The sequence below is a fragment of the Aquitalea sp. genome (assembly GCF_030150775.1).
In the GTDB taxonomy this organism is placed as follows: Bacteria; Pseudomonadota; Gammaproteobacteria; order Burkholderiales; family Chromobacteriaceae; genus Aquitalea; species Aquitalea denitrificans.
The window spans coordinates 223005-246661 of sequence record NZ_JASLFG010000003.1; the positions used below are offsets into that span (position 1 = coordinate 223005).

The following is a 23657-nucleotide window of genomic DNA, read 5'->3' on the forward strand; positions in this document are numbered from 1 at the left end:
TACACAACAGGAGAGACGCAATGACACACATCGCCTTCATCGGCCTGGGCAATATGGGCGGGCCAATGGCGCTCAATCTGGTGGCCAAGGGTTTTAGCGTCGCCGCTTTTGATTTGTCGGCAGATGCGCTGGCCAAGCTGCAAGCAGCCGGTGCCCGTGCCGCCAGCAGCGCGCTGGACGCAGTGCAAGGGGCCAGCGTGGTGATTTCCATGCTGCCGGCCGGCAAGCATGTGCAGGCGCTGTATCTGGGCGAGCAAGGGCTGTTTGCCAGCCTGCCAGCCGGCACGCTGGTGATTGACTGCAGCACCATTGCCGCCAGTGATGCGCGCAAGGTGGCCGAAGCCGCCAGCACAGCTGGCCTGCGCATGCTGGACGCACCGGTTTCCGGCGGTACCGCCGGGGCCGCTGCCGGTACGCTTACCTTTATCGTCGGCGGCGCGGAGGCAGACCTGACCGAAGCACGCCCGCTGCTGGAAGCCATGGGCAAGAACATTTTTCATGCCGGAGGCAATGGCGCGGGCCAGACCGCCAAGATCTGCAACAACATGCTGCTGGGCATCCTGATGGCAGGCACTGCCGAGGCGCTGGCGCTGGGGGTGAAGAACGGGCTGGATCCGAAAGTCCTGTCCGACATCATGAGCAAGAGTTCCGGCCGCAACTGGGCGCTGGAACTGTACAACCCCTGGCCGGGCGTGATGGAAACTGCCCCGGCCAGCCGTGGCTACAGTGGCGGCTTCATGACCGCGCTGATGCTGAAAGACCTGGGTCTGGCCGAGGCCACTGCGCTGGACAGCCACGCGGCCACCCCGCTGGGGTCGCTGGCGCGTAATCTGTATGAAAGCCATGCGGCTGAGGGCAAGGGTCAGCTGGATTTTTCCAGCATCCTGCAGCACTTCTATCATCAGGATTGACACACCCTATGCAGACATCAGCCCGGCCCTTGCGCCGGGCTTTTTCATGCTTGCGCTCTGCGCATCAGGGCCATTCGGCCTGTTGCAGCAAGACGGCGGAAACCTGGCGATGGGCAGCGAGTCCAACGGCCTTCATGACGACGTATTTCAACCGCTCAGGAAACCAGCCATGAAAACCAGAAAACTGCTTGCCTCCGCCCTGCTGCTGGCTGCCGCCAGCCAGGCATCCAGCGCCGCCGGGGTGCTGAATGTCTATAACTGGTCCGACTACATTGCCAAGGACACCATTCCCGGCTTTGAAAAGCAGACCGGCATCAAGGTGCGCTACGACAATTACGACAGCAATGAAACCCTGCAATCCAAGCTGCTGACCGGCAGCTCCGGCTACGACATCGTCACCCCCACCTCGGACTTCATGGCCAAGCAGATTCAGGCCGGGGCCTTCCAGAAGCTGGACAAGAGCAAGCTGCCCAATCTGGGTAATCTGGACCCGGCACTGATGGCCAAGATAGCCGGAGCCGACCCGGGCAATCTGTATGGCGTGCCCTGGGCCTATGGCACCGATGGCCTGGGTTACAACCTGACCAAGGTGCAGCCGCTACTGGGCAAGGACACGCCGCTGGACGACTGGGACAACCTGTTCAACCCGCAAAAAGCGGCAAAACTGAAAGGCTGCGGCATCTCGGTGCTGGACGATGCCAAGGCGGTATTTGCCACCACCCTGCACTATCTGGGCAAACAACCTAACAGCCGCAACCCGGCCGACTATCAGGCGGCCTTCCAGACCCTGCAAAAAATCCGCCCCTATATCAAGCGCTTCAGCTCGTCCGGTTATATCAACGAACTGGCCAATGGCGATATCTGCATGGTGCTGGGCTACTCCGGTGACGTGGTGATCGCCAAAACCCGCGCCGCCGAAGCCAAACGCCCCTACCAGCTGGCCTATTACATCCCCAGGACCGGTGCACCACTGTGGTTTGACGTGATGGTGATTCCCAAGGGAGCCAAGAATGTCGATTCCGCCCTGCAGTGGATCAACTACATGCAAACCCCGCAGGTGAACGCCGGCATCACCAATACCGTGTTCTACCCCACCGCCAATGCGGTGGCGCGCAAGTTCGTGAAACCGGAGATTGCCAATGACCCGGCCATCTACCCGCCACCGGCCCTCATCAACAAACTGTTCCTGCTGGAACCGGTACCGGCTGACATCATGCGGCTGCAAAACCGGCTGTGGACACAGCTGAAGACCGGGCGCTGACCTGCAAAGGGAAGCATGTCAACCAAATGAACAAACCAGGGGATACCATGCAGGCTATTTATCTTGTTTTGTGTCTGCTAGGCAGTGTCCTGCCATTCACCCAGCTTGCCCCCTGGCTGGCTCAGCATGGACTGCAGCCGGTGTTGCTGCTGCAGACTGCGCTGGCCACGCCAGTGGCTGCTTTTGCCTGGGCAGACGTGCTGCTGTCTGCCGTCACCATGGCCGTGTTCATCATGATGGAGAGTCGGCGTATCGGCATGCGTCGGTGGTGGTTACCCCTGCTTGCCCTGCTGTGTGTGGGTGTTTCACTGGCGCTGCCCTTGTTTCTGCTGCTGCGTGAACAACACTCCAACGCCAATGCTGCGACGTCGTCGCACTGAGGACTGGGTACAAAATAGCGCACAACACACCTTAATCCCTATCGCACAGGGTATACCCCGCCGCCGTCAGTGCCTTGCGCCATTCGGCGATAGCGATTTCCACCAGCTGGCGCTGGCCGGTAAAACCGAAGTCGATATGCATCTGCGGGATGGTGTCGCTGCCAAAGCTGGGCAGGCTGGACAGCTTGAGGGCAGGATAGCGCTGGCTGAAATCCTGCATCAGGGTGATCAGGTCACCCTCGCGCGCGTCCAGCGCAATCACGCCCTGCTCCACATCCGGGCTGTCATTGAACAGATGGAGGTACTGGCTATCCAGCACCCATTCGATCATCGGCCAGGCCATGGCCGGGAAGCCCGGCACAAAATGCACATCGCCATGCGAGAAACCGGCAATCTGATTCACCGGATTGGGGATGATACGGCTGCCCGGCGGGAACATCGCCATATTGATACGGTGCGGATAGGCATCGGCACCGAAACGCGCTTCTATCAGGGCTCCGGCTTCGGGGTGAACCTCCAGCGGCAAGCCCAGCGCCTGTCCGGCACAGCTGCGGGTATGGTCGTCCGGGGTAGCACCGATGCCGCCAAAACTGAACACCAGTTCGCCGCTGGCAAAAGCACGTTGCAAGGCGACGGTGATGCGTGCCGGGTCGTCGCCCACGTATTCCGCAGCGGCCAGGCTCAGGCCGCGCGCCGCCAGAATGCGGATCAGGGATTGCAAATGCTTGTCCTGCCGTTTGCCGGACAATAATTCATCGCCGATGATGATGGCTGCAACTTTCACGCTTCACACCTCTTGCTCGGAGTTAACCCGGCTTTAGTCCGGCTGCGTGGCCCTGCCGTGCAACCAGCCTTGTACCGAGTAAAAGAAAATGCCCAGCCATTCGCGCAAGGCGGAATGGCATTCCTGCATGGCCCGCCCGGTGGGCAGATACCAGGCCAGACCTGCGCCATCATAACGGACAAAACCAGTGGGCGCAGGCAGCACATTCAGGCCCTGGGCCTGGAAAAACGGCAGCGCGCGGCGCAGATGCCAGCCCTGGCTGACCAGCACAATGCGGCTGATGCCCGCCTTTTTCAGCATGAGGGCACTGTAGCGGGCATTCTCCAGCGTGGTGATGGACTGCATCTCCACCCATCGCACCGGCAGGCCGTAATCCTGTTGCAGGGTACGTGCCATCACCTCGCCTTCCGGCTCGCCACCATAGGGCGAACCGCCAGTCACCAGCAAGGGCAGATGGGTACGCCGTACCAGAAAGGCGGCGTAGCGCAGCCGGGTCTGGGTATCGGCACTGGGTTCATTGCGCTCGTATTCCGGTGCCGGTTTCTTGCCGCCCCCCAGCACCACGATGGCCTGTTGCTGTTGCAGCTGGGCCATGCTTGCCACCGGGTAGCGCTCCAGTCCGGTATTCAGCCACATGGCAGTACGCGGGATGGACAGCAGATAGGCCAGCAGCAGGCCAAGACATGCCAGGCTTGTTCCCATGGCTGGCGCACGGCGGCGCAGCAACAGGCCCAGAACGATGGGGAGAATGAAAAGCAGCGGGGGCAATAAAAAGGCCCCGAAGAGCTGGTGGACCAGTACTTCGGGGCTAATCGTTGCTGTCATTGAAGACTCTTTTGCTTACTCGCCGAGGTAGGCGTTACGTACGCGTTCGTCGTCGAGCAATTCGCGCGCCGGACCACTCATGGTGATACGGCCGCTTTCCATCACGTAACCGCGCTGGGACACTTCCAGGGCCAGTTTGGCGTTCTGCTCCACCAGCAGCATGGTCACGCCTTCCTTGGCAATCATCTGGATGATCTCGAAGATCTTTTCCACGATGATCGGTGCCAGACCCATGGACGGTTCATCCAGCAGCAGCAGCTTGGGCTTGGACAGCATGGCGCGGCCCATGGCCACCATTTGCTGTTCGCCACCGGACAGGGTGCCGGCCAGCTGCTTGAAACGCTCTTTCAGGCGCGGGAACAGTTCGTACACGCGCTCGATTTCGCTCTGGATGGCTGCCGGGTCGTTACGGTAGTAAGCGCCCATCTGCAGGTTTTCTTCCACCGTCAGCTTGCCGAAGATGCCACGGCCTTCCGGAACCATCACCAGGCCATGACGCACGTAGTCGTGCGAGGCAATGGTGCCGTTAAGCTTGCCATCATAGCTAATGCTGCCGCCAGACGGCTTCACCATGCCGATCAGGGTTTTCAGGGTGGTGGTCTTGCCGGCACCGTTGGCACCGATCAGGGTAACCAACTCGCCCTGGTTGATGTGGAAATCCACGCCACGTACAGCCTGAATGCCGCCGTAAGCCACTTGCAGGTTTTTAACTTCCAGAAGGCTCATGCGTGTGCCGCTCCCAGGTAAGCCTCAATCACTTTCGGGTTCTTGCGTACGTCTTCCGGGATGCCTTCGGCAATTTTCTTGCCGTAATCCAGCACCGCGATGCGATCGCACAGGCCCATCATGAGTTTGACGTCGTGTTCAATCAGCAAAACCGTGACACCGCTCTTGGCGATCTTGCTCATCAGTTCCTTGAGCTCTTCGGTTTCGCGCGGGTTCATGCCGGCAGCCGGTTCGTCCAGTGCCAGCAGCTTGGGCTCGGTGGCCAGTGCACGGGCGATTTCCAGACGACGCTGGTGGCCGTAGGACAGGTTGCGGGCACGTTCGTCGGCCACGTCGGCAATGCCTACGTACTCCAGCAGTTCCCATGCTTTGGCAGTAATCGCCTTTTCTTCCTCACGGGTACGGCGGTCACGCAGTACCGCACCCAGTGCACCGGCCTTGGAACGGATGTGGCGACCCACCATCACGTTTTCCAGCGCGGTCATTTCCGCGAACAGGCGGATGTTCTGGAAGGTACGGGCGATACCGGCGTTCACCACGATGTGCGGCTTGGCCTGGAACAGGTTGTGGCCGTCAAAGGTGAAGGAGCCTTCGTCCGGCACGTACAGGCCGGTCAGCACGTTGAACAGTGTGGTCTTGCCGGCACCGTTCGGGCCGATCAGACCATAGATTTCACCCTTGTTAATGGTCAGGCCGACATCGCTCAGTGCGTGCAGACCGCCAAAACGCTTGTTGATGCCTTCGATTTTCAGCAGTACTTCAGCCATGACTTAACCTTTCTGCGCAGCCGCTTCTTTGGCGTCCTTGAATTCAGCCTTGCGGCGCTTGGACGGCAGCATGCCCTCCGGACGGACCAGCATCATCGCCACCATGGCAATGCCAAACAGCAGCATGCGGGCGTTTTCCGGGTCGATCAGCATGCGACCCATGGTCTTCATCTGCAGCGGGCCAATCACGTCACGCAGGATTTCCGGCGCAATGGTCAGCACGACAGCACCCAGGATCACACCGGCGATATTGCCCATGCCGCCCAGAACGATCATGGCCAGGATCATGATGGATTCCAGCAAGCTGAAGGATTCCGGCGAAACAAAGCCCTGGAAGGCAGAGAACAGGCCACCCGCCACACCACCGGACAGTGCACCCAGTGCAAAGGCCAGCAGCTTGATGTTGCGGATGTTGATACCCATGGCCGACGCGGCAATCTGGTCTTCACGCAGTGCTACCCAGGCACGACCGATACGGGAGTGCTGCAGGCGGGAAGCCATGATCACCACCACCACGGTCAGCACCAGGAAGAGGTAGTAATACAGGTAGACCGGCGGCAACGTCAGGCCGAACAGGTTGAGCGGCGTACCCAGGTCCACACCGGCCACGCGGATCGGATCGATCAGGTTCACCCCTTGCGGGCCGTTGGTGATGTTGATCGGCGCGTTCAGGTTGTTCATGAAGATACGGATGATTTCACCGAAACCCAGCGTCACGATGGCCAGATAGTCACCTTTCAGGCGCAGTACCGGAGTACCGAGCAGAACCCCGAAGAAGGCGGCAAACAGCGCACCCAGCGGGATGGTGACATAGAAGGGCCAATGGATGCCGAAGTGCGGCGAACCCAGCAGCGCGTAGGTATAAGCGCCCACGGCATAGAAGGCAATGAAACCCAGGTCGAGCAGGCCGGCAAAGCCCACTACGATGTTCAGGCCCAGTGCCAGCATCACGTACAGCAACGCGAAGTCGACGATACGTACCCAGGAATTACCCAGGGCACCGCCTACCACGAAGGGCAGTACGCACAGGGCAATGCCGCAGGCGATAAACAGCCCGAGTTTTTTGGAATCGAGTGCCTTGCTCATGTTATTTCTCCCCCAGATCAGGCACGGTCAGCCATTTTTTCGCCCAGCAGGCCGGACGGACGGAAAATCAGCACCAGGATCAGCACCATGAAGGCGAAGATGTCCTGATAGTTGGAACCCAGGAAGCCACCGGTCAGTTGACCGATATAACCGGCACCCAGGCTTTCGATGATGCCCAGCAGGATACCGCCGGCCACTGCACCGCCCAGATTGCCGATACCACCCAGCACTGCGGCGGTAAACGCCTTCAGGCCGATCATGAAGCCCATATAGTAGTGAGCCTGGTCGTAGTTGGTGGCAACCATCACGCCAGCCACCGCCCCCAGGGCGGAGCCCAGTACGAAGGTAGCGGAGATGATGGTGTTGACGTTGACACCCATCAGGCCGGCCACGGCCGGGTTCTGACTGGTGGCACGCATGGCGCGACCCAGCTTGGTCTTCTCAACCATCACCAACAGGCCAGTCATGATAGCCAGGCACATCACCACGATGATGATCTGCAGCTTGGTAATGGTGGCTCCGAAGATTTCCACGGTGTCATGGTTCAGCACTTGCGGGAAGGGGATGTAGTTACGGCCCCAGATCAGGATGGCCACCTGCTGCAACACGATGGACAAGCCAATCGCGGTAATCAGCGGTGCCAGACGCTGAGCGCCACGCAGCGGACGGTAAGCCACCCGCTCGATGACGAAGCCCAGCAGCATGCAGGCCGGAATGGCCACCAGCATGCCAATCAGTACAATAGCCCAGCCAGGCAGGTTGACACCTGCATTGGTCAGAGCGGATACCACCGAAATGGTCACCATGGCACCAAACATCACGACTTCGCCATGGGCAAAGTTGATGAGGCCCATGATCCCGTACACCATGGTGTAACCCAGCGCAATCAGCGCATAGATACTACCAAGTACCAGACCATTGAGGATCTGTTGGAAAAAAATGTCCACGTGGGAGATCTCCTTTGATTAAACGACCCAGCAGCTTGTAGGGCTTCCCCTCTTCTTATGCCACCTGTAGTTGTAGCCTGTCGCATCGAACCATTTTTCTGGCTTCTGTCTGACAGCCGCACGGATTATGCGTGTGGATTCAATCGACTGTCAATCTTAAAAACCGGCGAAAAACAGCTAAAAAGCAAATCATTTAAAATTCACATAAGTAATTGATTTTATTGATTTTTTTAAGGCAATATTACTGCGCCGCAACAAGATAAAATTGGATATCCCTGCTGCGCCGTAACACACCATCACCAGCCTGTATTTTCACATTTTTGACATGTTTCTCCTTGAAATTATTCGCTTCCGAAAAGAAATGTTCATTCACATTCCAATGCGAACATAGAATTTTCGCACTCATTCGAATGTATACAATCTTCGGGATACAATTCAATTCATTACAGCAAGACATGCCTTGCCAGAAAAATTTCATGGCTCGTCACGCAAAGCTTGGCGAAAACAGCAAAAAACTGCTGATAGAGGGCTCTAGAGCAAAAGTCGGGCCAGTTTTTCATGACGGAATTCCTAGTTATTGCCCCACAATGCAGCAAAATTCAACGGCCTGCCCCATAACAGTACAAAAGCCACCCGCAGGTGGCTTTTGTACTTGGCGTACTGACATGCAGGCAGAATGCATCGGGGACACGTCCTTGCTCTGTCTGCCAGTTCATCACGCTAACTCAGTTGAAAGGGATAAACCGCACCCAGCCGCATGATGCGCGTCAGCTCGTCCAGCGCCGTGCGGCATTCGTCCAGCAGCAAGGGGTCGGCCAAATCATCCGCACTCAGGCGATCGCGGTAATGCCGTTCCACCCAGGCGTTCAGCGTCGCGAACAGATCATCGCTCATCAGCACGCCCTGGTTGACTGCGGCAATCTCGCTGGCCGACATCGCCACCCGCAAGCGCAGGCAAGCCGGGCCGCCGCCATTCTGCATCGACTGCTTGAGGTCGAATACGCGGATTTCGTTGATCGGGCCACCGCTGCTGCTCATCTTTTGCAGATAGCTCCACACGCGCTCGACGTTGCGGCACTCTTCCGGCACCACGATGATCATGCTGCCATCCGGCTTGGACAGCAGTTGGCTGTTGAACAGATAGCTCTTTACCGCCTCGGCCACGCTCACTTCAGCATCCGGCACTTCCACCGGGATAAACGTCCCACCCGCAGCTGCCAGCTTGCGCGACAGTTCATCCAGCACCCTGCCCTGTTCCAGGAAGGACTTTTCATGATGGAACAGCACATTGCGGTTGCCCACAGAAATCACGTCATTGTGGAACACACCGGCATCGATGGTGGCCGGGTCCTGCTGGGCATAGACCACGCCGGATTCGGACAAACCATGCAGGCGCGCCACCGCCTGGCAGGCTTCCAGCGTCTGCCGCGCCGGGAAGCGCTGCGGTGCCGGGTAGCGGCCATCGAATGCCGCTGCGCCAAACACAAAGAACTCCACCCCGGCACCATCATATTCCGCACAGAAACGGGTATGGTTGGCCGCGCCTTCATCACCAAAGTGCATCTGCGCCGGCAGCGCCTCATGCACCATGAAATGCTGCTCATCGGCAAACATGGCCTGCAGCAAGCGGCGGGTGGTCGGATGCTCGATCGAACGGTGGAATTTGTTGTTCAGATTGGCCGGGGTAAAGTGCACGCGTTTGTCCGCGGTATCGCCAGACGGGCTGACCGTGGCCGCATTGGCCGTCCACATGCAGGAAGCCGACGAGGCTGCTGCCAGAATGGCCGGGGCTTCCTTGGCGGCGCGGGCCACCACTTCGCCGTCGGTGCCAGAGAAACCCAGGCGGCGCAGGCTGGCCACGTCCGGGCGCTCGTGCGGGGCCAGCACGCCCTGCTTGAAACCCAGATCGTGCAGCGCCTTCATCTTGGCCAGGCCTTGCTTAGCAGCCAGTCTGGGATTGGACACCGCCTTGGTATTGCTGGTGGACGCCACATTGCCAAAGGACAGGCCACTGTAGTTGTGCGTCGGCCCAACCAGGCCGTCAAAATTCACTTCATAGGCGTTCACAGTGTAATCCCCGGAGAAAGTTGGGCAGGCACGGTCAGGCTGTCGCACTCCAGCGAAGCCACCGGGTAAGCGCAGTAATCCGCGGCATAGTAGGCGCTGGGGCGATGGTTGCCAGAGGCACCGATGCCACCAAACGGGGCAGCACTGGAAGCACCGGTCAGCGGCTTGTTCCAGTTGACCACGCCGGCACGGCTTTCCAGCAGATAGCGTTCGTACAGCGCGCGGCTATCCGACAGCACACCGCCAGCCAGGCCAAAGCGGGTGTCGTTGGCGATGGCGATGGCTTCGTCAAAGTCGGCATAGCGGATGACTTGCAGCAGCGGGCCGAAGAACTCTTCATCCGGGCGATCCACCGCGGTGCTGTCGATGATGCCGGGCGACAGGATGGCGGCATCCGGTGTCAGGCGGCGCATTTCCAGCAGGCTCTTGCCGCCGTTGTCCAGCAGCCAGGCCTGTGCCTTGAGCAGGGCTTCGGCAGCAGCATTGGAAATCACCGCCCCCATGAACGGTGCCGGTTGCTCGTCGTACTGCCCCACTTTCAGCTTGGCGGTGACTTCAACCAATCGGGCCAGCAGCGCATCGCCCCACGCCCCTTGCGGCAGCAGCAGGCGACGCGCGCAAGTGCAGCGTTGGCCGGCCGACACGAATGCGGACTGGACGATGTGGTGCACGGCGGCATCGATATCGGCCACGTCTTCCACGATCAGCGGATTGTTGCCGCCCATTTCCAGCGCCACGATCTTGTCCGGCTGACCACCGAAATTGCGGTGCAGCAGTTCGCCCGTAGCCGAGCTGCCGGTAAAGAACAGGCCGTCGATGCCCTTGTGGCCTGCCAGGGCGATGCCGGTTTCACGCGCACCTTGCAGCAGGGCAATCACCCCGGCCGGCAAGCCGGCTTCGGCCCACAGGCGTACCGTTTCCTGCGCGGTCCACGGTGTCAGTTCCGACGGTTTGAACAGTACGCAGTTACCCGCCAGCAGCGCCGGTACAATATGGCCATTCGGCAAATGGCCGGGGAAATTATACGGGCCGAACACGGCCACCACGCCATGCGGCTTGTGGCGCAGCACCGCCTGGGCATCGCCCATGGTCGCGGCGCGCTCGCCAGTACGCTCGTTATAGGACTTCACCGAAATCTCCACCTTGTTGACCATGGTGGTGACTTCGGTCAGCGCTTCCCACATCGGCTTGCCGGTTTCCTTGGCAATAATGGTGGCCAGTGCGTCCTTGTTGGTAGTCAGCAGCTCGCCAAAACGACGGGCGATGGCAATGCGTTCATCCAGCGTCGTGCGTGCCCAGCCCTTGAAAGCCTGGCGCGCCACAACAACAGCCTGATCAACCTGCGCCGCATCAGCGCCCTGCCCTTGCCAGATGACTTGGGCAGTGGCCGGATTGGTCTTGCTCATGGCTGCGCCGGCGCCGGCCAGCCATTCACCATTGATAAACAGGGTGCTCATGCTTTCTCCTTGGGCGACAGCGCCACGCAGCGCACGTGTTCGCCTTGCTGCACATTCAGGGCCTGCGCCTGTTCCGGCGTCAGGCAGAATTCATGGGTGGGGGCCGGGGCGTCAGCCAGAATCACCCGGAAACCGGTCAGCGATTCATTGGATACCAGATAGTGGCAACGCTCGCCTTCCGGCAGCGGGTCGGCCAGCCGCACCGCCACGGTACGGCTTTCCTTCACCGCACGAATCTCGCTGGTATAGGCCTGCACGGTAGGACCGGCATCGAAAATGTCGACATAACCTTCGTAGCGGAAGCCTTCGGATTCCAGCATGGCCACGGCCGGGCGGGTGTTGTCGTGGGTCTTGCCGATCACCGCCTGGGCATCTGCCGGCAGGAAATCCACATATACCGGATGCTTGGGCATCAGTTCGGCGACAAAGGCCTTCTGACCGACGCCAGTGAGGTAATCCGCCTCGGCAAAGTCGATGGAGAAGAAATGACGGCCCAGCCCCTCCCAGAAGGGCGAGCGGCCATCGGCATCGGATACTCCACGCATCTCCGCCACCACGGTCTTGCCGAACAGCTGCGGGAATTGCGCCAGAAACAGGAAGCGGCTTTTCGACAGCAGGCCGCCGTTGCGGTTAGCACGGAAATCCGGGTGCAGGAACAAGGTGCACAGCTCGGAATAACCGGTATGGTCATTGGACAGGAACAGGGTTTCGTGACGCGAATACACGCCCAACTCGTCCGAAGCATGGACGATGGTGCCCACGCGATAGTTGTACCAGGGCTCTTTCAGGCCGACGGCGGCTTCCAGTGCGCAGATGCCGCCAACCTGGCCGGTTTCGCTGTCTTCCAGCACGAACACATAGCCCTGATCGGCGCGGTCCAGCTCGCCGGCAAAGGACAATACCGAGCGGCTGATGCGACGCGCCAAGCGGTCTTCATTTACCGGCAGCGAGGTAAGACCCACACCGGCACTACGCGCCAGATTCATCAGGCCGGGCAGATCGCTGTGTGCGATCGGACGGATAATCATCATGCTGTTTCTCCTCAGCCTTGCTGCAAGCCGACCACACGCACGGTGTCGCCACTGCTTACACCCAGCGCCTGCGCGGCATCCGGATTAATGAAGGCCACGCCGTCGACAATGGCCACGCGGATGGCGGCGGCAACAAAGTCGCCCACCTGCAGGTTACACACCAATTGCAGGTTGGCCTGGGCCGGCAAGCTGGCTGACACTTCCACCGGGTGGCAACGATTGCGCTCCAGCGTTTGCAGTCTATCCAGCTCGGCAGTCAGCACCGCACCGCCATCGAAGATGTCGATGTAGTTGTCGGCCTCGAAACCTTCGGTGGTCAGCAAGCGGCAGGGACGCTCGAAATTGGCGTGAATCTGGCCAATGGCGTTCTGCGCCTCATCCGGCAGCAAGGGCACGTAGATGGGATAGCTGGGCATCAGCTCGGCGATAAAGGTTTTGCTGTGGCCGACAAAGGCCTGCTCGACCTGCAGGAAATCCATATTGAAGAAACGACGGCCAATGGCGTTCCAGAACGGCGACTGGCCGGCATCGTCATGAATGCCCTGCATTTCGGCAATGATGCGGCGGCCAAAGCGCTCACGCGCCGAGGCGATGAACAGCAAACGCGCCCGTGACAACAGCTCGGCGGCCAGCGGTTCCAGTACGGCATCGGCATAGAAACCGCACAGCTGCACCATGCCGGTGAGGTCGTGGCAGATATTGAGCACATGCACGCGGTTGTTCACCTTGAGGGTGCGCGAGGCATGCACAAAGGTTTCGCTACGGTAGCTGTAGAAGGGCTCGTCAAAACCGGCACAGGCGCTGATGGAGGCGGTGCCAACCACCTCGCCAGCGGATTCCAGCACGAACATATAATATTCGCTGCCGGTTTCGGCGGTGGCTTCAAACTCGAACGACGATGAAGACTGCTGGATGCGTTCGAACAGCTTGTCCCGATTATTGGGCAGGCTGGTCACTCCGATACCGCTGGCAACAGCCATTCTTTCGATGGCGGGCAAGTCGGCTGTACGGACGGGGCGCACGATAAACATGGGTAACCTCCCTCTGGGGGGTAAGCCGCTGCGCCGTTTCGCGGGCGCAGCCGTACCCACAGCCACGGCAAGGCCGGGCTGTGGTGTCTCTTGCAGAAAAAACGGGGGCTTACTTGGCGGCGACGAGTTCGGCTACAGCAGCATCGAAACGCTGCAGGGCTTCGTCGATGTCACGCTCTTCCACCACCAGCGAAGGTGCCAGGCGCACGACATTGACACCGGCAACCAGCAGCAGCAGCTGATGCTTGGCAGCAGCGGTGATGAAGTCCTTGGCACGGCCGGCAAAGTCGTCGCTCAGCACGCAACCCAGCAGCAGGCCCATGCCGCGCACTTCCTTGAATACCTTGTACTTGTCATTGATGGCGTTCAGGCCATCGCGCAGACGCTGGCTCTTGGCACGCACACCGGCCAGCACTTCCGGGGTATTGACGATTTCGATGACCTTGAGGGCTACTGCGGACGCCAGCGGATTGCCACCATAAGTGGTTCCGTGAGTGCCGACCGAGAAGCTCTTGGCGATCTTGTCGGTGGTCAGCATCGCCCCGATGGGAAAGCCACCACCCAGAGCTTTGGCGCTGGACAAGATGTCCGGGGTGACGCCATATTCCTGATAGGCATACAGCGAGCCGGTACGGCCCACGCCGGTTTGTACTTCATCGAAAATCAGCAAGGCATTGTGCTGGTCGCACAGTTCGCGTGCGGCTTGCAGGAAGGCCTTGTCAGCCGGCAGCACGCCACCCTCACCCTGTACCGGCTCGATGACCACGGCGCAGGTGCGGTCGCTGATGGCGGCCTTGAGGGAATCGATATTGTTGAACTCGAAATGGTGGATGCCAGCCGGAACCGGAGCAAAGCCCTCGGTGTACTTGGGCTGACCACCCACGCTCACGGTGAACAGGGTACGACCGTGGAAGGAGTTCTTGCAGGAGATGATTTCGTTCTTGTCCGCGCCGAAATGATCGGCAGCGTATTTGCGTGCCAGCTTGAAGCAGGCTTCATTGGCCTCGGCACCGGAGTTGCAGAAGAAGGCACGGTCGGCAAAGGTGGCCGCAGTCAGCGCATGGGCCAGCTTCAGTACCGGCTCGTTGGTAAACACATTGGATACATGCCACAGCTTGCCAGCCTGTTCGGTCAGCGCAGCCACCAGTTGCGGGTGGCAATGGCCCAGCGAATTCACGGCGATACCACCGGCCAGATCAATGAATTCGCGACCATCCTGATCCCAGACACGCGAACCCAGACCCTTGACCGGAATAAATGCTGCCGGGCCGTAGTTGGGGACCATGACCTGGTCGAAATCAGCGCGGGTGATCGAATTGCTCATCTTTTTAGTTTCCTTCCTGCTTGGTCCTCCGTTTCTGCCTGCTGTCCGGGGCAGTAAACGGCATTGTTATGATTTAATACGCTTGAAATGATTCTAATCGAATCTTCCGACGATCCCATATCCGGTTTGCGACATCAGCTTATAAAATTACTTGACCTATCTCAAACCCGCCAATCCGCAATATTTATCTTTACTTTCAACATCTTGCACAACAAGCCGGCACAATAGGCAAGAAATCAGCGCAAAAAGACTATCGTGCGGGCCACCAGCACGCCGCAATCGCGACATCCACTCCACCCCTTTCGGTACATCAGATCACACTACACGCCCCTGCCCGCCGATGCTGCAGAAAGCAAAAAAGCCCGCATCGCTGCGGGCTTTCTGACTTACCGGCAGGCCGGTGATTACTGCTGGGTCTTCAGGCCAAAGGCGTCGGCGGTTTCGCGCGCTACCTTGGATTCATCTTCCAGCAGAGCCTTGATGGACAGACGGATGCGACCGCGATCGTCCATTTCGATGGCCTTGACCTTAACGATCTGGCCTTCCTTCAGGTAGTCGGACACATTCTTGATGCGCTCGTTGGCGATCTGGGAAATGTGTACCAGACCATCCTTGCCCGGCAGGATGGAAACGATGGCACCGACGTTGTTGTCGAGGATCTTCACTACGGTACCTTCGTAGATCTTGCCCACTTCAACTTCAACGGTGATTTCTTCGATACGCTTCTTGGCAGCCTCGGCGCCTTCACCGGAGATGGAGGCGATGGTGATGGTGCCATCTTCCTCGATATTGATCTCGGTGCCGGTATCCTTGGTGATGGAGCGGATGGTTTCGCCGCCCTTGCCGATCACGTCACGGATTTTTTCCGGATTGATCTTCATCACGTACAGACGCGGAGCATGGGCGGACAGCTCTTGCGGGCCATCCACGGCTTCCTTCATCAGGCCCAGGATATGCTGACGGCCTTCCTTGGCTTGCGCCAGGGCAACCTGCATGATTTCCTTGGTGATGCCCTGGATCTTGATGTCCATCTGCAGGGCGGTGATGCCTTCGGCAGTACCGGCCACCTTGAAGTCCATGTCACCCAGGTGATCTTCATCACCCAGGATGTCGGTCAGCACGGCAAAGCGGTTGCCTTCCAGGATCAGACCCATGGCGATACCGGCCACGTGGGCCTTCAGCGGTACACCGGCGGACAGCAGCGACAGGCAACCACCGCAAACGGAAGCCATGGAGGAGGAACCGTTGGATTCGGTGATTTCCGACACCACACGCATGGAGTAACCGAATTCGGTTTCCGGCGGCAGTACGGCGATCAGCGCGCGCTTGGCCAGACGACCGTGGCCGATTTCACGACGCTTCGGCGGGCCCATGCGGCCGGCTTCACCGGTGGAGTACGGCGGGAAGTTGTAATGCAGCATGAAGCGTTCGGTGTACTCACCGGCCAGCGCGTCGATGATCTGCTCGTCCTGCTTGGTGCCGAGAGTGGTTACCACCAGGCCCTGGGTTTCGCCACGGGTAAACAGGGCGGAACCGTGGGTGCGCGGCAGTACGTTGCTGCGAATGCTGATCGGACGCACGGTGCGGGTGTCGCGACCATCAATACGCGGTTCGCCAGCCAGAATCTGACCACGGACGATTTCAGCTTCCAGCCCCTTGAAGATGCCCTTGATCTCGTTGGCTTTCAGGGTGTCGGTTTCTTCATTGATCAGCGCAGCCTTCACGTCGCTCCAGGCTTCGTTGATGGCCACGGTACGGGCTTGCTTCTGACGCAGGCGGAAGGCATCAGCCAGCTTGGCACCGGCAATGCCGCGTACCTGGGCGATCAGCTCTTCGTTCTGTACCGGAGCGGCCCAGTCAAACATCACCGGATTCACTTCGTCGGCCAGTTCGTTGATGGCCTTGATGGCGGACTGCATCTGCTCGTGACCAAATACCACGGCACCCAGCATCACGGACTCGGCCAGTTCCTTGGCTTCCGATTCCACCATCAGCACGGCGCGTTCGGTACCGGCAACCACCAGATCCATTTCGGAAGTGGACAGTTCGGTCTTGGTCGGGTTCAGGATGTATTCGCCATTGGCGTAGCCCACGCGGGCAGCACCGATCGGGCCGGCAAACGGCAGGCCGGAGATGGCCAGTGCAGCGGAAGCACCGATCATGGCCGGGATGTCGGAATCCACTTCCGGATTCAGCGACAGCACGGTGGCCACGATCTGTACGTCGTGGTAGAAGCCTTCCGGGAACAGCGGACGGATCGGACGGTCGATCAGGCGGCTGGTCAGCACTTCCTTCTCGGATTGCTTGCCTTCGCGCTTGAAGAAGCCACCCGGGATTTTACCGGCAGCGTAGGTACGCTCCAGGTAGTCTACGGTCAGCGGGAAGAAGTCCTGACCCGGCTTGACGTTCTTGCCGCCGACAACGGCAACCAGAACCACGGTTTCATCAACGGAAACAATAACGGAGCCGGAAGCCTGGCGCGCTACTTCGCCGGTTTCCAGGGTAACGGTCTGGTTACCATACTGAAACGATTTGGTGATTTTATTGAACACAGGGCATCCCTTAGTCAAAAATGTTTTTTCAAGCTGAAAACACAACGGGAACCCCTAAAAATTCGGACCGGTATCGATCAAAATTTCTAGAGGCTCCCCCCGTTGTCACAGTAATACAGCGTGCTTGAAGGCCAGCGTGAAAAAGTCGCAGACCAGCTGCGACTTTTTCAAACCTGAACCAATTACTTGCGCAGACCCAGACGGGCAATCAGAGCGCGGTAGCTGTCAGCATCGGTACGCTTGAGGTAGTCAAGCAGACGACGACGACGGCTCACCATCTTCAGCAGGCCACGACGGCTGTGGTGGTCTTTTGTATTGGCTTTGAAGTGCGGGGTCAGGTCGTTGATACGAGCGGTCAGCAGTGCAACTTGCACTTCGGACGAACCGGTATCGCCTTCCTTGTGTTGGAAGCTTTTAACGATGTCTGCTTTTTGGGCGGCGGTCATTGCCATTTTGGGTAACTCCAAATCAGGTAAGGATCTTGCGATCCGACAAGTGCAGCGAGCCGGTTGCCCAACCCATCCGCACTTCGCTAGCAGGCTGTCTGTTTGACAGCCAGGAGTCTGATCGGGTGCAGCATGTCATCATCCCGCAGCTCGGCCAGACCCAGAAACTCCGCATTTACATCGCTGTAAACACGAAAGCGCGTCATTCTCGCACACTCACCGGCAAAACGCACGGCCTGTCCGTGAATAAAACGCGCCACGCTGGCTGCATCCAGCGTATGCACCGGAAAGTGTTGCACCAATACGTCGACCGGCAACAGCAGCGCTTCGCGCCCGGCCATGTCCAGCGCCTCCACATCGGCCAGGGTATGGGCCTCGGACAACTGGAAGCCACCGGTAGTGGTGCGGCGCAAACCGGTCAGATGAGCAGCGCAATCCAGCGCAATGGCAATGTCTTCCGCCAAGGTGCGGATATACGTGCCCTTGCTGCACAACACGTCGATCACCGCTTCCACGCCATCAAAGCTGATTAGCTTGAGCGAGTGGATGGTGATGCGGCGTGGCTCGCGATGAATTTCAATGCCTTCGCGGGCATATTCATACAACGGTTTGCCCTGATGCTTGAGCGCCGAATACATCGGCGGCACCTGGCTGACTTCACCAACAAACTGCTGCATCACTTGTAGCAGGCCGGCTTCATCAAAGGCAATCGGGCATTCCCGCACCACCTCACCCTCGATGTCGCCGGTGCTGGTGGCTGCGCCAAAACGCACAGTAGCACGATAGCCCTTGTCGGCATCCAGCAGATAGGAGGAAAACTTGGTGGCCTCCCCCAGACACATCGGCAACAAGCCGGTGGCCAAGGGGTCCAGCACGCCGGTATGGCCGGCCTTGGCGGCATTGAGCAACCAGCGCGCCTTTTGCAGCGCGTTATTACTGGAAATGTCGTAGGGCTTGTCGATCAGCAGCACGCCATCAATCTGGCGGCGGTTGCTGCGCGGCTTGCTCATTCGGCGCCACCCTCGTCATCAGCTGTCGATGCAACATCAGCATCACCGGCACCGAATTTCTCGGCGTCTTCCTTTGCCACCTGATTGATCAGGCTGGTCATGTGCATGCCGCGCGATACCGACTCGTCGTAGACAAAGTGCAACTGCGGCGTGGTGAACATCTTGATGCTGCGACCCAGTTCGGAACGCAGGAAACCGGCGGAGTGCTCCAGCGCTTCCTGGCTGACTTCGCGCGTCTTTTCATCCATGACGGTGTAGAACACCTTGGCGTGCGAGTAGTCACGCGTCACCTGCACGGCGGTAATGGTGATCCAGCCCACGCGCGGGTCTTTCAGACCGGTACGGACCAGTTCGGCCAACTCGCGCTGAATCTGCTCAGCAATACGGTCGGCGCGGGAGAAACCTTTTCTGGCTTTGGCCATGATTTCCATCCTGTCGGTATAAAAGCGGCCAACAGCCAGCCGGGCAAATGCCCGGCCTTGTGTCAGCCGCTTTGAATGCAAAAGGCGAGCGCCTTCGAGCCTGAGCTCGAAGCGCGCCCGCCGGGGAGCCGCCGCTTACAGCGAGCGAGCCACTTCCACGATTTCGAAAGCTTCCAGTTGGTCGCCTTCCTGGATGTCGTTGAAGTTCTTCAGCATCAGGCCACATTCGTAACCCTGCTTCACTTCCTTCACGTCGTCCTTGAAGCGCTTGAGCGAGTCCAGTTCGCCGGTATGCACCACCACGTGATTGCGGATCAGACGGATCGAAGCAGTACGCTTGATCAGACCGTCGGTCACCATACAACCTGCAATATTGCCTACCTTCGACACCGGGATCACCTGACGGATCTCGACGGTACCCAGGATCTGTTCCTTCTTCTCCGGTGCCAGCATGCCGGACAAGGCTGCTTTCACTTCGTCCACGGCATCGTAGATGATGCTGTAGTAACGGATGTCCACGCCTTCGTTCTCGGCCAGCTTGCGCGCGGCAGCATCGGAGCGGGTGTTGAAGCCGATCACGATGGCCTTGGAGGCGATCGCCAGGTTGATGTCCGATTCCGAGATACCACCCACGCCGGAGTGCAGGATGCTGACGCGCACTTCGTCGGTGGACAGCTTCTGCAGGCTGCCGGCCAGGGCTTCGTAAGAACCCTGCACATCGGCCTTGATGATGATGGACAAGGTTTGCACCTCGCCACTGCCATCGGCCATCTGGGCAAACATGTTTTCCAGCTTGGCGGCCTGCTGCTTGGCCAGACGGACATCACGGAACTTGCCGGCACGGAACAGGGCGATTTCACGCGCCTTGCGTTCGTCGGTCAGCACCATGGCATCTTCACCGGCTTGCGGCACGTCAGACAGACCCAGAATCTCTACCGGGATAGCCGGACCAGCAGTGTCGATAGCCTTGCCGTTTTCGTCCATCATGGCGCGAACGCGACCAAATGCCGTACCAGCCAATACCACATCGCCCTTCTTCAGGGTGCCGGACTGAACCAGCAGCGTGGCAACCGGGCCACGGCCCTTGTCCAGACGGGCTTCCACGATGATGCCCTTGGCCGGGGCTTCGATCGGTGCATTCAACTCCAGCACTTCAGCCTGCAGCAGGATGGCTTCCAGCAGCGCATCGATATTGGTGCCCTGCTTGGCAGAGACTTCGATGAACTGGGTATCGCCACCCCAGTCTTCCGGCACCACTTCGTGCGAAACCAGTTCCTGACGGATGCGTTCTACATTGGCACCCATCTTGTCGATCTTGTTGACCGCTACCACCATCGGCACCTTGGCAGCCTTGGCATGGTGAATGGCTTCGATGGTTTGCGGCATCACGCCGTCGTCGGCAGCCACCACCAGCACCACAATGTCAGTGGCCTTGGCACCACGGGCACGCATGGCGGTAAACGCTTCATGACCCGGGGTATCCAGGAAGGTGATCATGCCGCGCGGGGTTTCCACGTGGTAGGCACCGATATGCTGGGTAATGCCGCCGGCTTCGCCCGCAGCCACCTTGGCGCGACGGATGTAGTCCAGCAGCGAGGTCTTGCCGTGGTCGACGTGACCCATCACGGTGACCACCGGCGGACGCGGCTGTACAGCCACTTCCACTTCTTCGCCTTCCGGCTTTTCCAGGTAGGCTTCCGGATCGTCCGCCTGTGCCGCACGCGGCTTGTGGCCCATTTCTTCCACCACGATCATGGCGGTTTCCTGGTCCAGCACCTGGTTGATGGTGACCATCATGCCCATCTTCATCAGGACCTTGATCACCTCAACGCCCTTGACGGCCATGCGGTGAGCCAGATCGGCTACGGAGATGGTTTCCGGCACCAGCACGTCATGCACGATGGGCTCGGTCGGAGCCTGGAAGGCATGCTGGTTGTTCTGCTTGTGCTTGCCCTTGCCGCCGCGGGATTTCCAGTCGCTGCCGGCATCGCCGCCCTTGGTCTTCAGACCACGGCCCTTCTTGCCTTCTTCCCAGCGCTCATTGCCCTTCTTGACGCCACCCTTCTTGGCATCAGGACGGCCAGCCACGGTAGCCGGAACAGCGGGGGCACCCGGTGCACCGGCAGCAGCCGGACGCGGACCACGGTTGTCACCAGCCGGGCGCGGGCCACGGTTGTCGCCAGCCGCCGGACGCGGGCCACGGTTGTCGCCAGCCGGGCGCGGGCCACGGTTGTCGCCAGCCGGACGCGGACCACGGTTGTCACCAGCCGGGCGCGGGCCACGGTTGTCACCAGCGGGACGCGGACCACGTTCATCACGGCGCTCTTCGCTGCGCGCTTCAACCGGCTTCGGCGCTTCCACCGGCTTGGGAGCCGGTGCCGGTGCCGGTTGCTGGGCAGCCAGACGAGCAGCCTGACGGCGCTCTTCGCGTTCGATCTTTTCGCGCATCAGCTCTTGCTGACGGGCACGGAAAGCAGCCTGACGCTTTTCTTCCGCTTCGCGGGAGGCTACTTCTTCCGGCGACAGAATAGAGGCCACGGTGCGTACCGGAGCCGGGGCCGGCTTGGCAGCAGGTGCAGCTTCCTTGGCCGGGGCTTCCGCTACCGGAGCTACCGGTGCGGCGGGCTTGGATTCCACCTTGGGTTCAACCTTTGCTTGCGGTTCCGGCTTTGCTTCCGGTTTAACTTCAACCGGCTTGGTTTCTGCCGCCGGAGCAGGGGCAGAAACAGCTTCAACAGGCTTGGTCACCGGAGCAGCAGGTGCCGGGGCAGCTGCGACAGCTTCTGCTGCCGGAGCCGGGCCATCTTCCGGGCGAACCACAACACGCTTCTTGCGCGTCTCTACCTTTACCGTACCACCGTCTGCGGTCTTGATTTCACTGGTGGACTTGCGGGTCAGCGTAATACGCGACTCATCACGGGCGCCATGCGAACGCTTCAGGTAGTCAAGAAGCTGGGATTTATCCTGCTCAGAGAGCGTATCATCCGGCGCGCGCTTGGACACACCCGCCGCACGAAGCTGTTCCAGCAATCGTTCAGGCGTGAGGTTCAGCTCACCGGCAAACTGTTTTACATTCGTCAATACCATGCGTCTTCCCAAATTCCGTAAATACTTCCCGAAGAAGCCTTACTGGTTGAACCAGTGTTCGCGCGCTTTCATGATGATTGCACGTGCAGCTTCAGCTTCAATGCCGGTCATGTCCACCAGATCGTCGACAGCCAGATCGGCCAGATCATCCCGCGTGGACACGCCGTTCTCGGCCAACTTGCGAACCAGTTCGGCATCCAGACCTTCGATATCTTTCAGGTCTTCGGACACACCTTCGACTTTCTCTTCGGACGCAATGGCCTGAGTGAGGATGGCGTCACGTGCACGGCTGCGCAGTTCATTCACCAACTCCTCGTCAAAACCGTCGATCTCCAGCATTTCGGCGATCGGCACATACGCCACCTCTTCCAGGGTGGCAAAACCTTCCTGTACCAGCACGGTGGCCGTAGCTTCATCCACACCCAGATGAGTGACGAAGAGATCGCGCAGTTGCGCGTCTTCCGCCTGGTGTTTCTCTTCCGCTTCGGTCACAGTCATGATGTTCAGGTACCAGCCGGTCAGCTCGGCAGCGAGCTTCACGTTCTGGCCGCTGCGGCCAATGGCCAGAGCCAGCTGGTCTTCCTCGACTACCACGTCCATGCTGTGGTTGTCTTCGTCGATCATGATGCGGTTCACTTCAGCCGGGGACAGTGCGTTGATCACGAACTGCGCCGGTTCCGGTGCCCACAGCACGATGTCGATGCGCTCGCCTGCCAGTTCCTGGGTAACGGCCTGTACGCGGGAACCGCGCATGCCGATGCAGGTGCCTTGCGGGTCGATGCGGGCATCATTGGCCTTGACGGCAATCTTGGCGCGCAGACCGGCATCGCGGACTGCTTCCTTGATTTCCAGCAGGCCTTCTTCGATTTCCGGCACTTCCAGTTCAAACAGCTTGATCAGGAACTGGCTGGAAGTACGCGACAGCACCAGCTGCGGACCACGACCCATGCGGTCGATGCGCAGCAGGAAGGCCTTGACGCGGTCGCCCACGCGCAGGTTTTCCTTCGGAATCATCTGATCGCGTGGCAGCACGGCTTCCAGCTTGCCACATTCGATGATGGCATTGCCACGCTCGATGCGCTTGATGGTGCCGGTGATCAAATGTTCACGACGCTGCAGGAATTCGTTCAGCAGTTGTTCGCGCTCGGCATCACGGATGCGCTGCAGGATGACCTGCTTGGCAGTCTGCGCACCGATGCGGCCGAACTCGACTGCTTCCATCGGCTGCTCGATCACGGCACCGACTTCGATGCGCGGATCATCATCGCGCGCGTCGGTGATGGTTACTTCACGGCTTTCGTTTTCGATCAGCTCGTTCTGCACCACGGTCCAGCGACGGAAAGTCTGATACTGCCCGGTGTGACGGTCGATTTCGACACGCACATCCATTTCGTCATCGGTAAACTTCTTTTTGGTTGCCGAAGCAAGTGCCATTTCAAGGGCGGAAAAAACCACGTCCTTGCTGACATTCTTCTCGCTTGCCAGGGCATCAACCAGCAGCAAAATCTCGCGACTCATGCATTCCTCCGAATTTTTGTCCTTG

Annotated in this window: 20 protein-coding genes; 3 read left to right on the top strand and 17 right to left on the bottom strand. The window is 59.4% G+C overall.

Going from position 1 to position 23657, the window contains the following annotated elements; translation table 11 throughout:
* Positions 1-20 precede the first annotated feature (20 nt).
* The 3 genes from mmsB (at position 21) to QVF59_RS01810 (ending at position 2552) form a co-directional block, all read left to right on the top strand.
* Entirely contained in the window at positions 21-911 is an 891-nt protein-coding gene (gene mmsB, locus QVF59_RS01800; protein ID WP_287877021.1) for a 3-hydroxyisobutyrate dehydrogenase, read from the top strand.
* Between the two features lie 169 nt (positions 912-1080).
* Positions 1081-2172 carry a polyamine ABC transporter substrate-binding protein gene (locus QVF59_RS01805; protein ID WP_287877023.1) on the top strand — a complete coding sequence of 364 codons (1092 nt, stop codon included), beginning with the start codon at positions 1081-1083 and terminating at the stop codon, positions 2170-2172.
* A gap of 47 nt (positions 2173-2219) precedes the next feature.
* The gene (locus QVF59_RS01810) at positions 2220-2552 is read left to right on the top strand and encodes a DUF2834 domain-containing protein (RefSeq protein WP_287877024.1); all 333 of its coding nucleotides are present in this window, start codon (positions 2220-2222) and stop codon (positions 2550-2552) included.
* 31 nt (positions 2553-2583) lie between these two features.
* Here QVF59_RS01810 and QVF59_RS01815 read toward each other — a convergent pair whose 3' ends face one another.
* The 17 genes from QVF59_RS01815 to nusA all read right to left on the bottom strand — a co-directional run bounded on the left by QVF59_RS01815 (position 2584) and on the right by nusA (position 23632).
* On the bottom strand, positions 2584-3336 hold the full coding sequence (locus tag QVF59_RS01815; protein ID WP_287877025.1) for a competence/damage-inducible protein A: 753 nt from the start codon (positions 3334-3336) through the stop codon (positions 2584-2586).
* A gap of 33 nt (positions 3337-3369) precedes the next feature.
* Positions 3370-4161 carry a YdcF family protein gene (locus QVF59_RS01820; RefSeq protein WP_287877026.1) on the bottom strand — a complete coding sequence of 264 codons (792 nt, stop codon included), beginning with the start codon at positions 4159-4161 and terminating at the stop codon, positions 3370-3372.
* Positions 4162-4176: 15 nt separating this feature from the next.
* Complete coding sequence (locus QVF59_RS01825) at positions 4177-4887, bottom strand: ABC transporter ATP-binding protein (RefSeq protein ID WP_159875550.1); 711 nt, start codon at positions 4885-4887, stop codon at positions 4177-4179.
* Complete coding sequence (locus QVF59_RS01830; protein WP_159875549.1) at positions 4884-5654, bottom strand: ABC transporter ATP-binding protein; 771 nt, start codon at positions 5652-5654, stop codon at positions 4884-4886. Before QVF59_RS01830 ends, QVF59_RS01825 begins: the two co-directional genes overlap by 4 nt.
* A 3-nt stretch (positions 5655-5657) precedes the next feature.
* Positions 5658-6740 (bottom strand): ABC transporter permease subunit, encoded by a 1083-nt coding sequence (locus tag QVF59_RS01835; RefSeq protein WP_159875548.1) that lies wholly within the window; start codon positions 6738-6740, stop codon positions 5658-5660.
* A 17-nt stretch (positions 6741-6757) separates the two neighbouring features.
* Entirely contained in the window at positions 6758-7687 is a 930-nt protein-coding gene (locus tag QVF59_RS01840) for a branched-chain amino acid ABC transporter permease (RefSeq protein WP_159875547.1), read from the bottom strand.
* 720 nt (positions 7688-8407) lie between these two features.
* Positions 8408-9754 (bottom strand): N-succinylarginine dihydrolase, encoded by a 1347-nt coding sequence (astB, locus tag QVF59_RS01845; RefSeq protein ID WP_159875546.1) that lies wholly within the window; start codon positions 9752-9754, stop codon positions 8408-8410.
* Positions 9751-11211: a succinylglutamate-semialdehyde dehydrogenase gene (gene astD, locus QVF59_RS01850; protein WP_287877030.1), complete on the bottom strand. Its 1461-nt coding sequence runs from the start codon at positions 11209-11211 to the stop codon at positions 9751-9753. The genes astB and astD overlap by 4 nt, the downstream gene beginning before the upstream one ends.
* Complete coding sequence (astA, locus tag QVF59_RS01855; RefSeq protein ID WP_159875544.1) at positions 11208-12242, bottom strand: arginine N-succinyltransferase; 1035 nt, start codon at positions 12240-12242, stop codon at positions 11208-11210. Before astA ends, astD begins: the two co-directional genes overlap by 4 nt.
* 11 nt (positions 12243-12253) lie before the next feature.
* Positions 12254-13273, bottom strand: a complete 1020-nt coding sequence (gene aruF, locus QVF59_RS01860) for an arginine/ornithine succinyltransferase subunit alpha (protein ID WP_159875543.1) — start codon at positions 13271-13273, stop codon at positions 12254-12256.
* Positions 13274-13382: 109 nt separating this feature from the next.
* The gene (locus QVF59_RS01865) at positions 13383-14597 is read right to left on the bottom strand and encodes an aspartate aminotransferase family protein (protein WP_287877033.1); all 1215 of its coding nucleotides are present in this window, start codon (positions 14595-14597) and stop codon (positions 13383-13385) included.
* A 404-nt stretch (positions 14598-15001) separates the two neighbouring features.
* Positions 15002-17149, bottom strand: coding sequence for a polyribonucleotide nucleotidyltransferase (pnp, locus tag QVF59_RS01870; RefSeq protein ID WP_159875541.1), 2148 nt, complete (start codon positions 17147-17149; stop codon positions 15002-15004).
* A 182-nt stretch (positions 17150-17331) separates the two neighbouring features.
* Entirely contained in the window at positions 17332-17601 is a 270-nt protein-coding gene (gene rpsO, locus QVF59_RS01875) for a 30S ribosomal protein S15 (RefSeq protein ID WP_159875540.1), read from the bottom strand.
* A gap of 80 nt (positions 17602-17681) precedes the next feature.
* A complete protein-coding gene (gene truB, locus QVF59_RS01880) occupies positions 17682-18605 on the bottom strand; it encodes a tRNA pseudouridine(55) synthase TruB (protein WP_287877036.1) in 924 nt (307 codons plus the stop codon).
* Positions 18602-19027 carry a 30S ribosome-binding factor RbfA gene (gene rbfA / locus QVF59_RS01885; RefSeq protein WP_287877038.1) on the bottom strand — a complete coding sequence of 142 codons (426 nt, stop codon included), beginning with the start codon at positions 19025-19027 and terminating at the stop codon, positions 18602-18604. Before rbfA ends, truB begins: the two co-directional genes overlap by 4 nt.
* A 135-nt stretch (positions 19028-19162) precedes the next feature.
* Positions 19163-22114 (bottom strand): translation initiation factor IF-2, encoded by a 2952-nt coding sequence (gene infB, locus QVF59_RS01890; RefSeq protein WP_287877040.1) that lies wholly within the window; start codon positions 22112-22114, stop codon positions 19163-19165.
* Positions 22115-22153: 39 nt separating this feature from the next.
* Positions 22154-23632 (bottom strand): transcription termination factor NusA, encoded by a 1479-nt coding sequence (nusA, locus tag QVF59_RS01895; protein WP_159875536.1) that lies wholly within the window; start codon positions 23630-23632, stop codon positions 22154-22156.
* Positions 23633-23657: the final 25 nt, after the last annotated feature.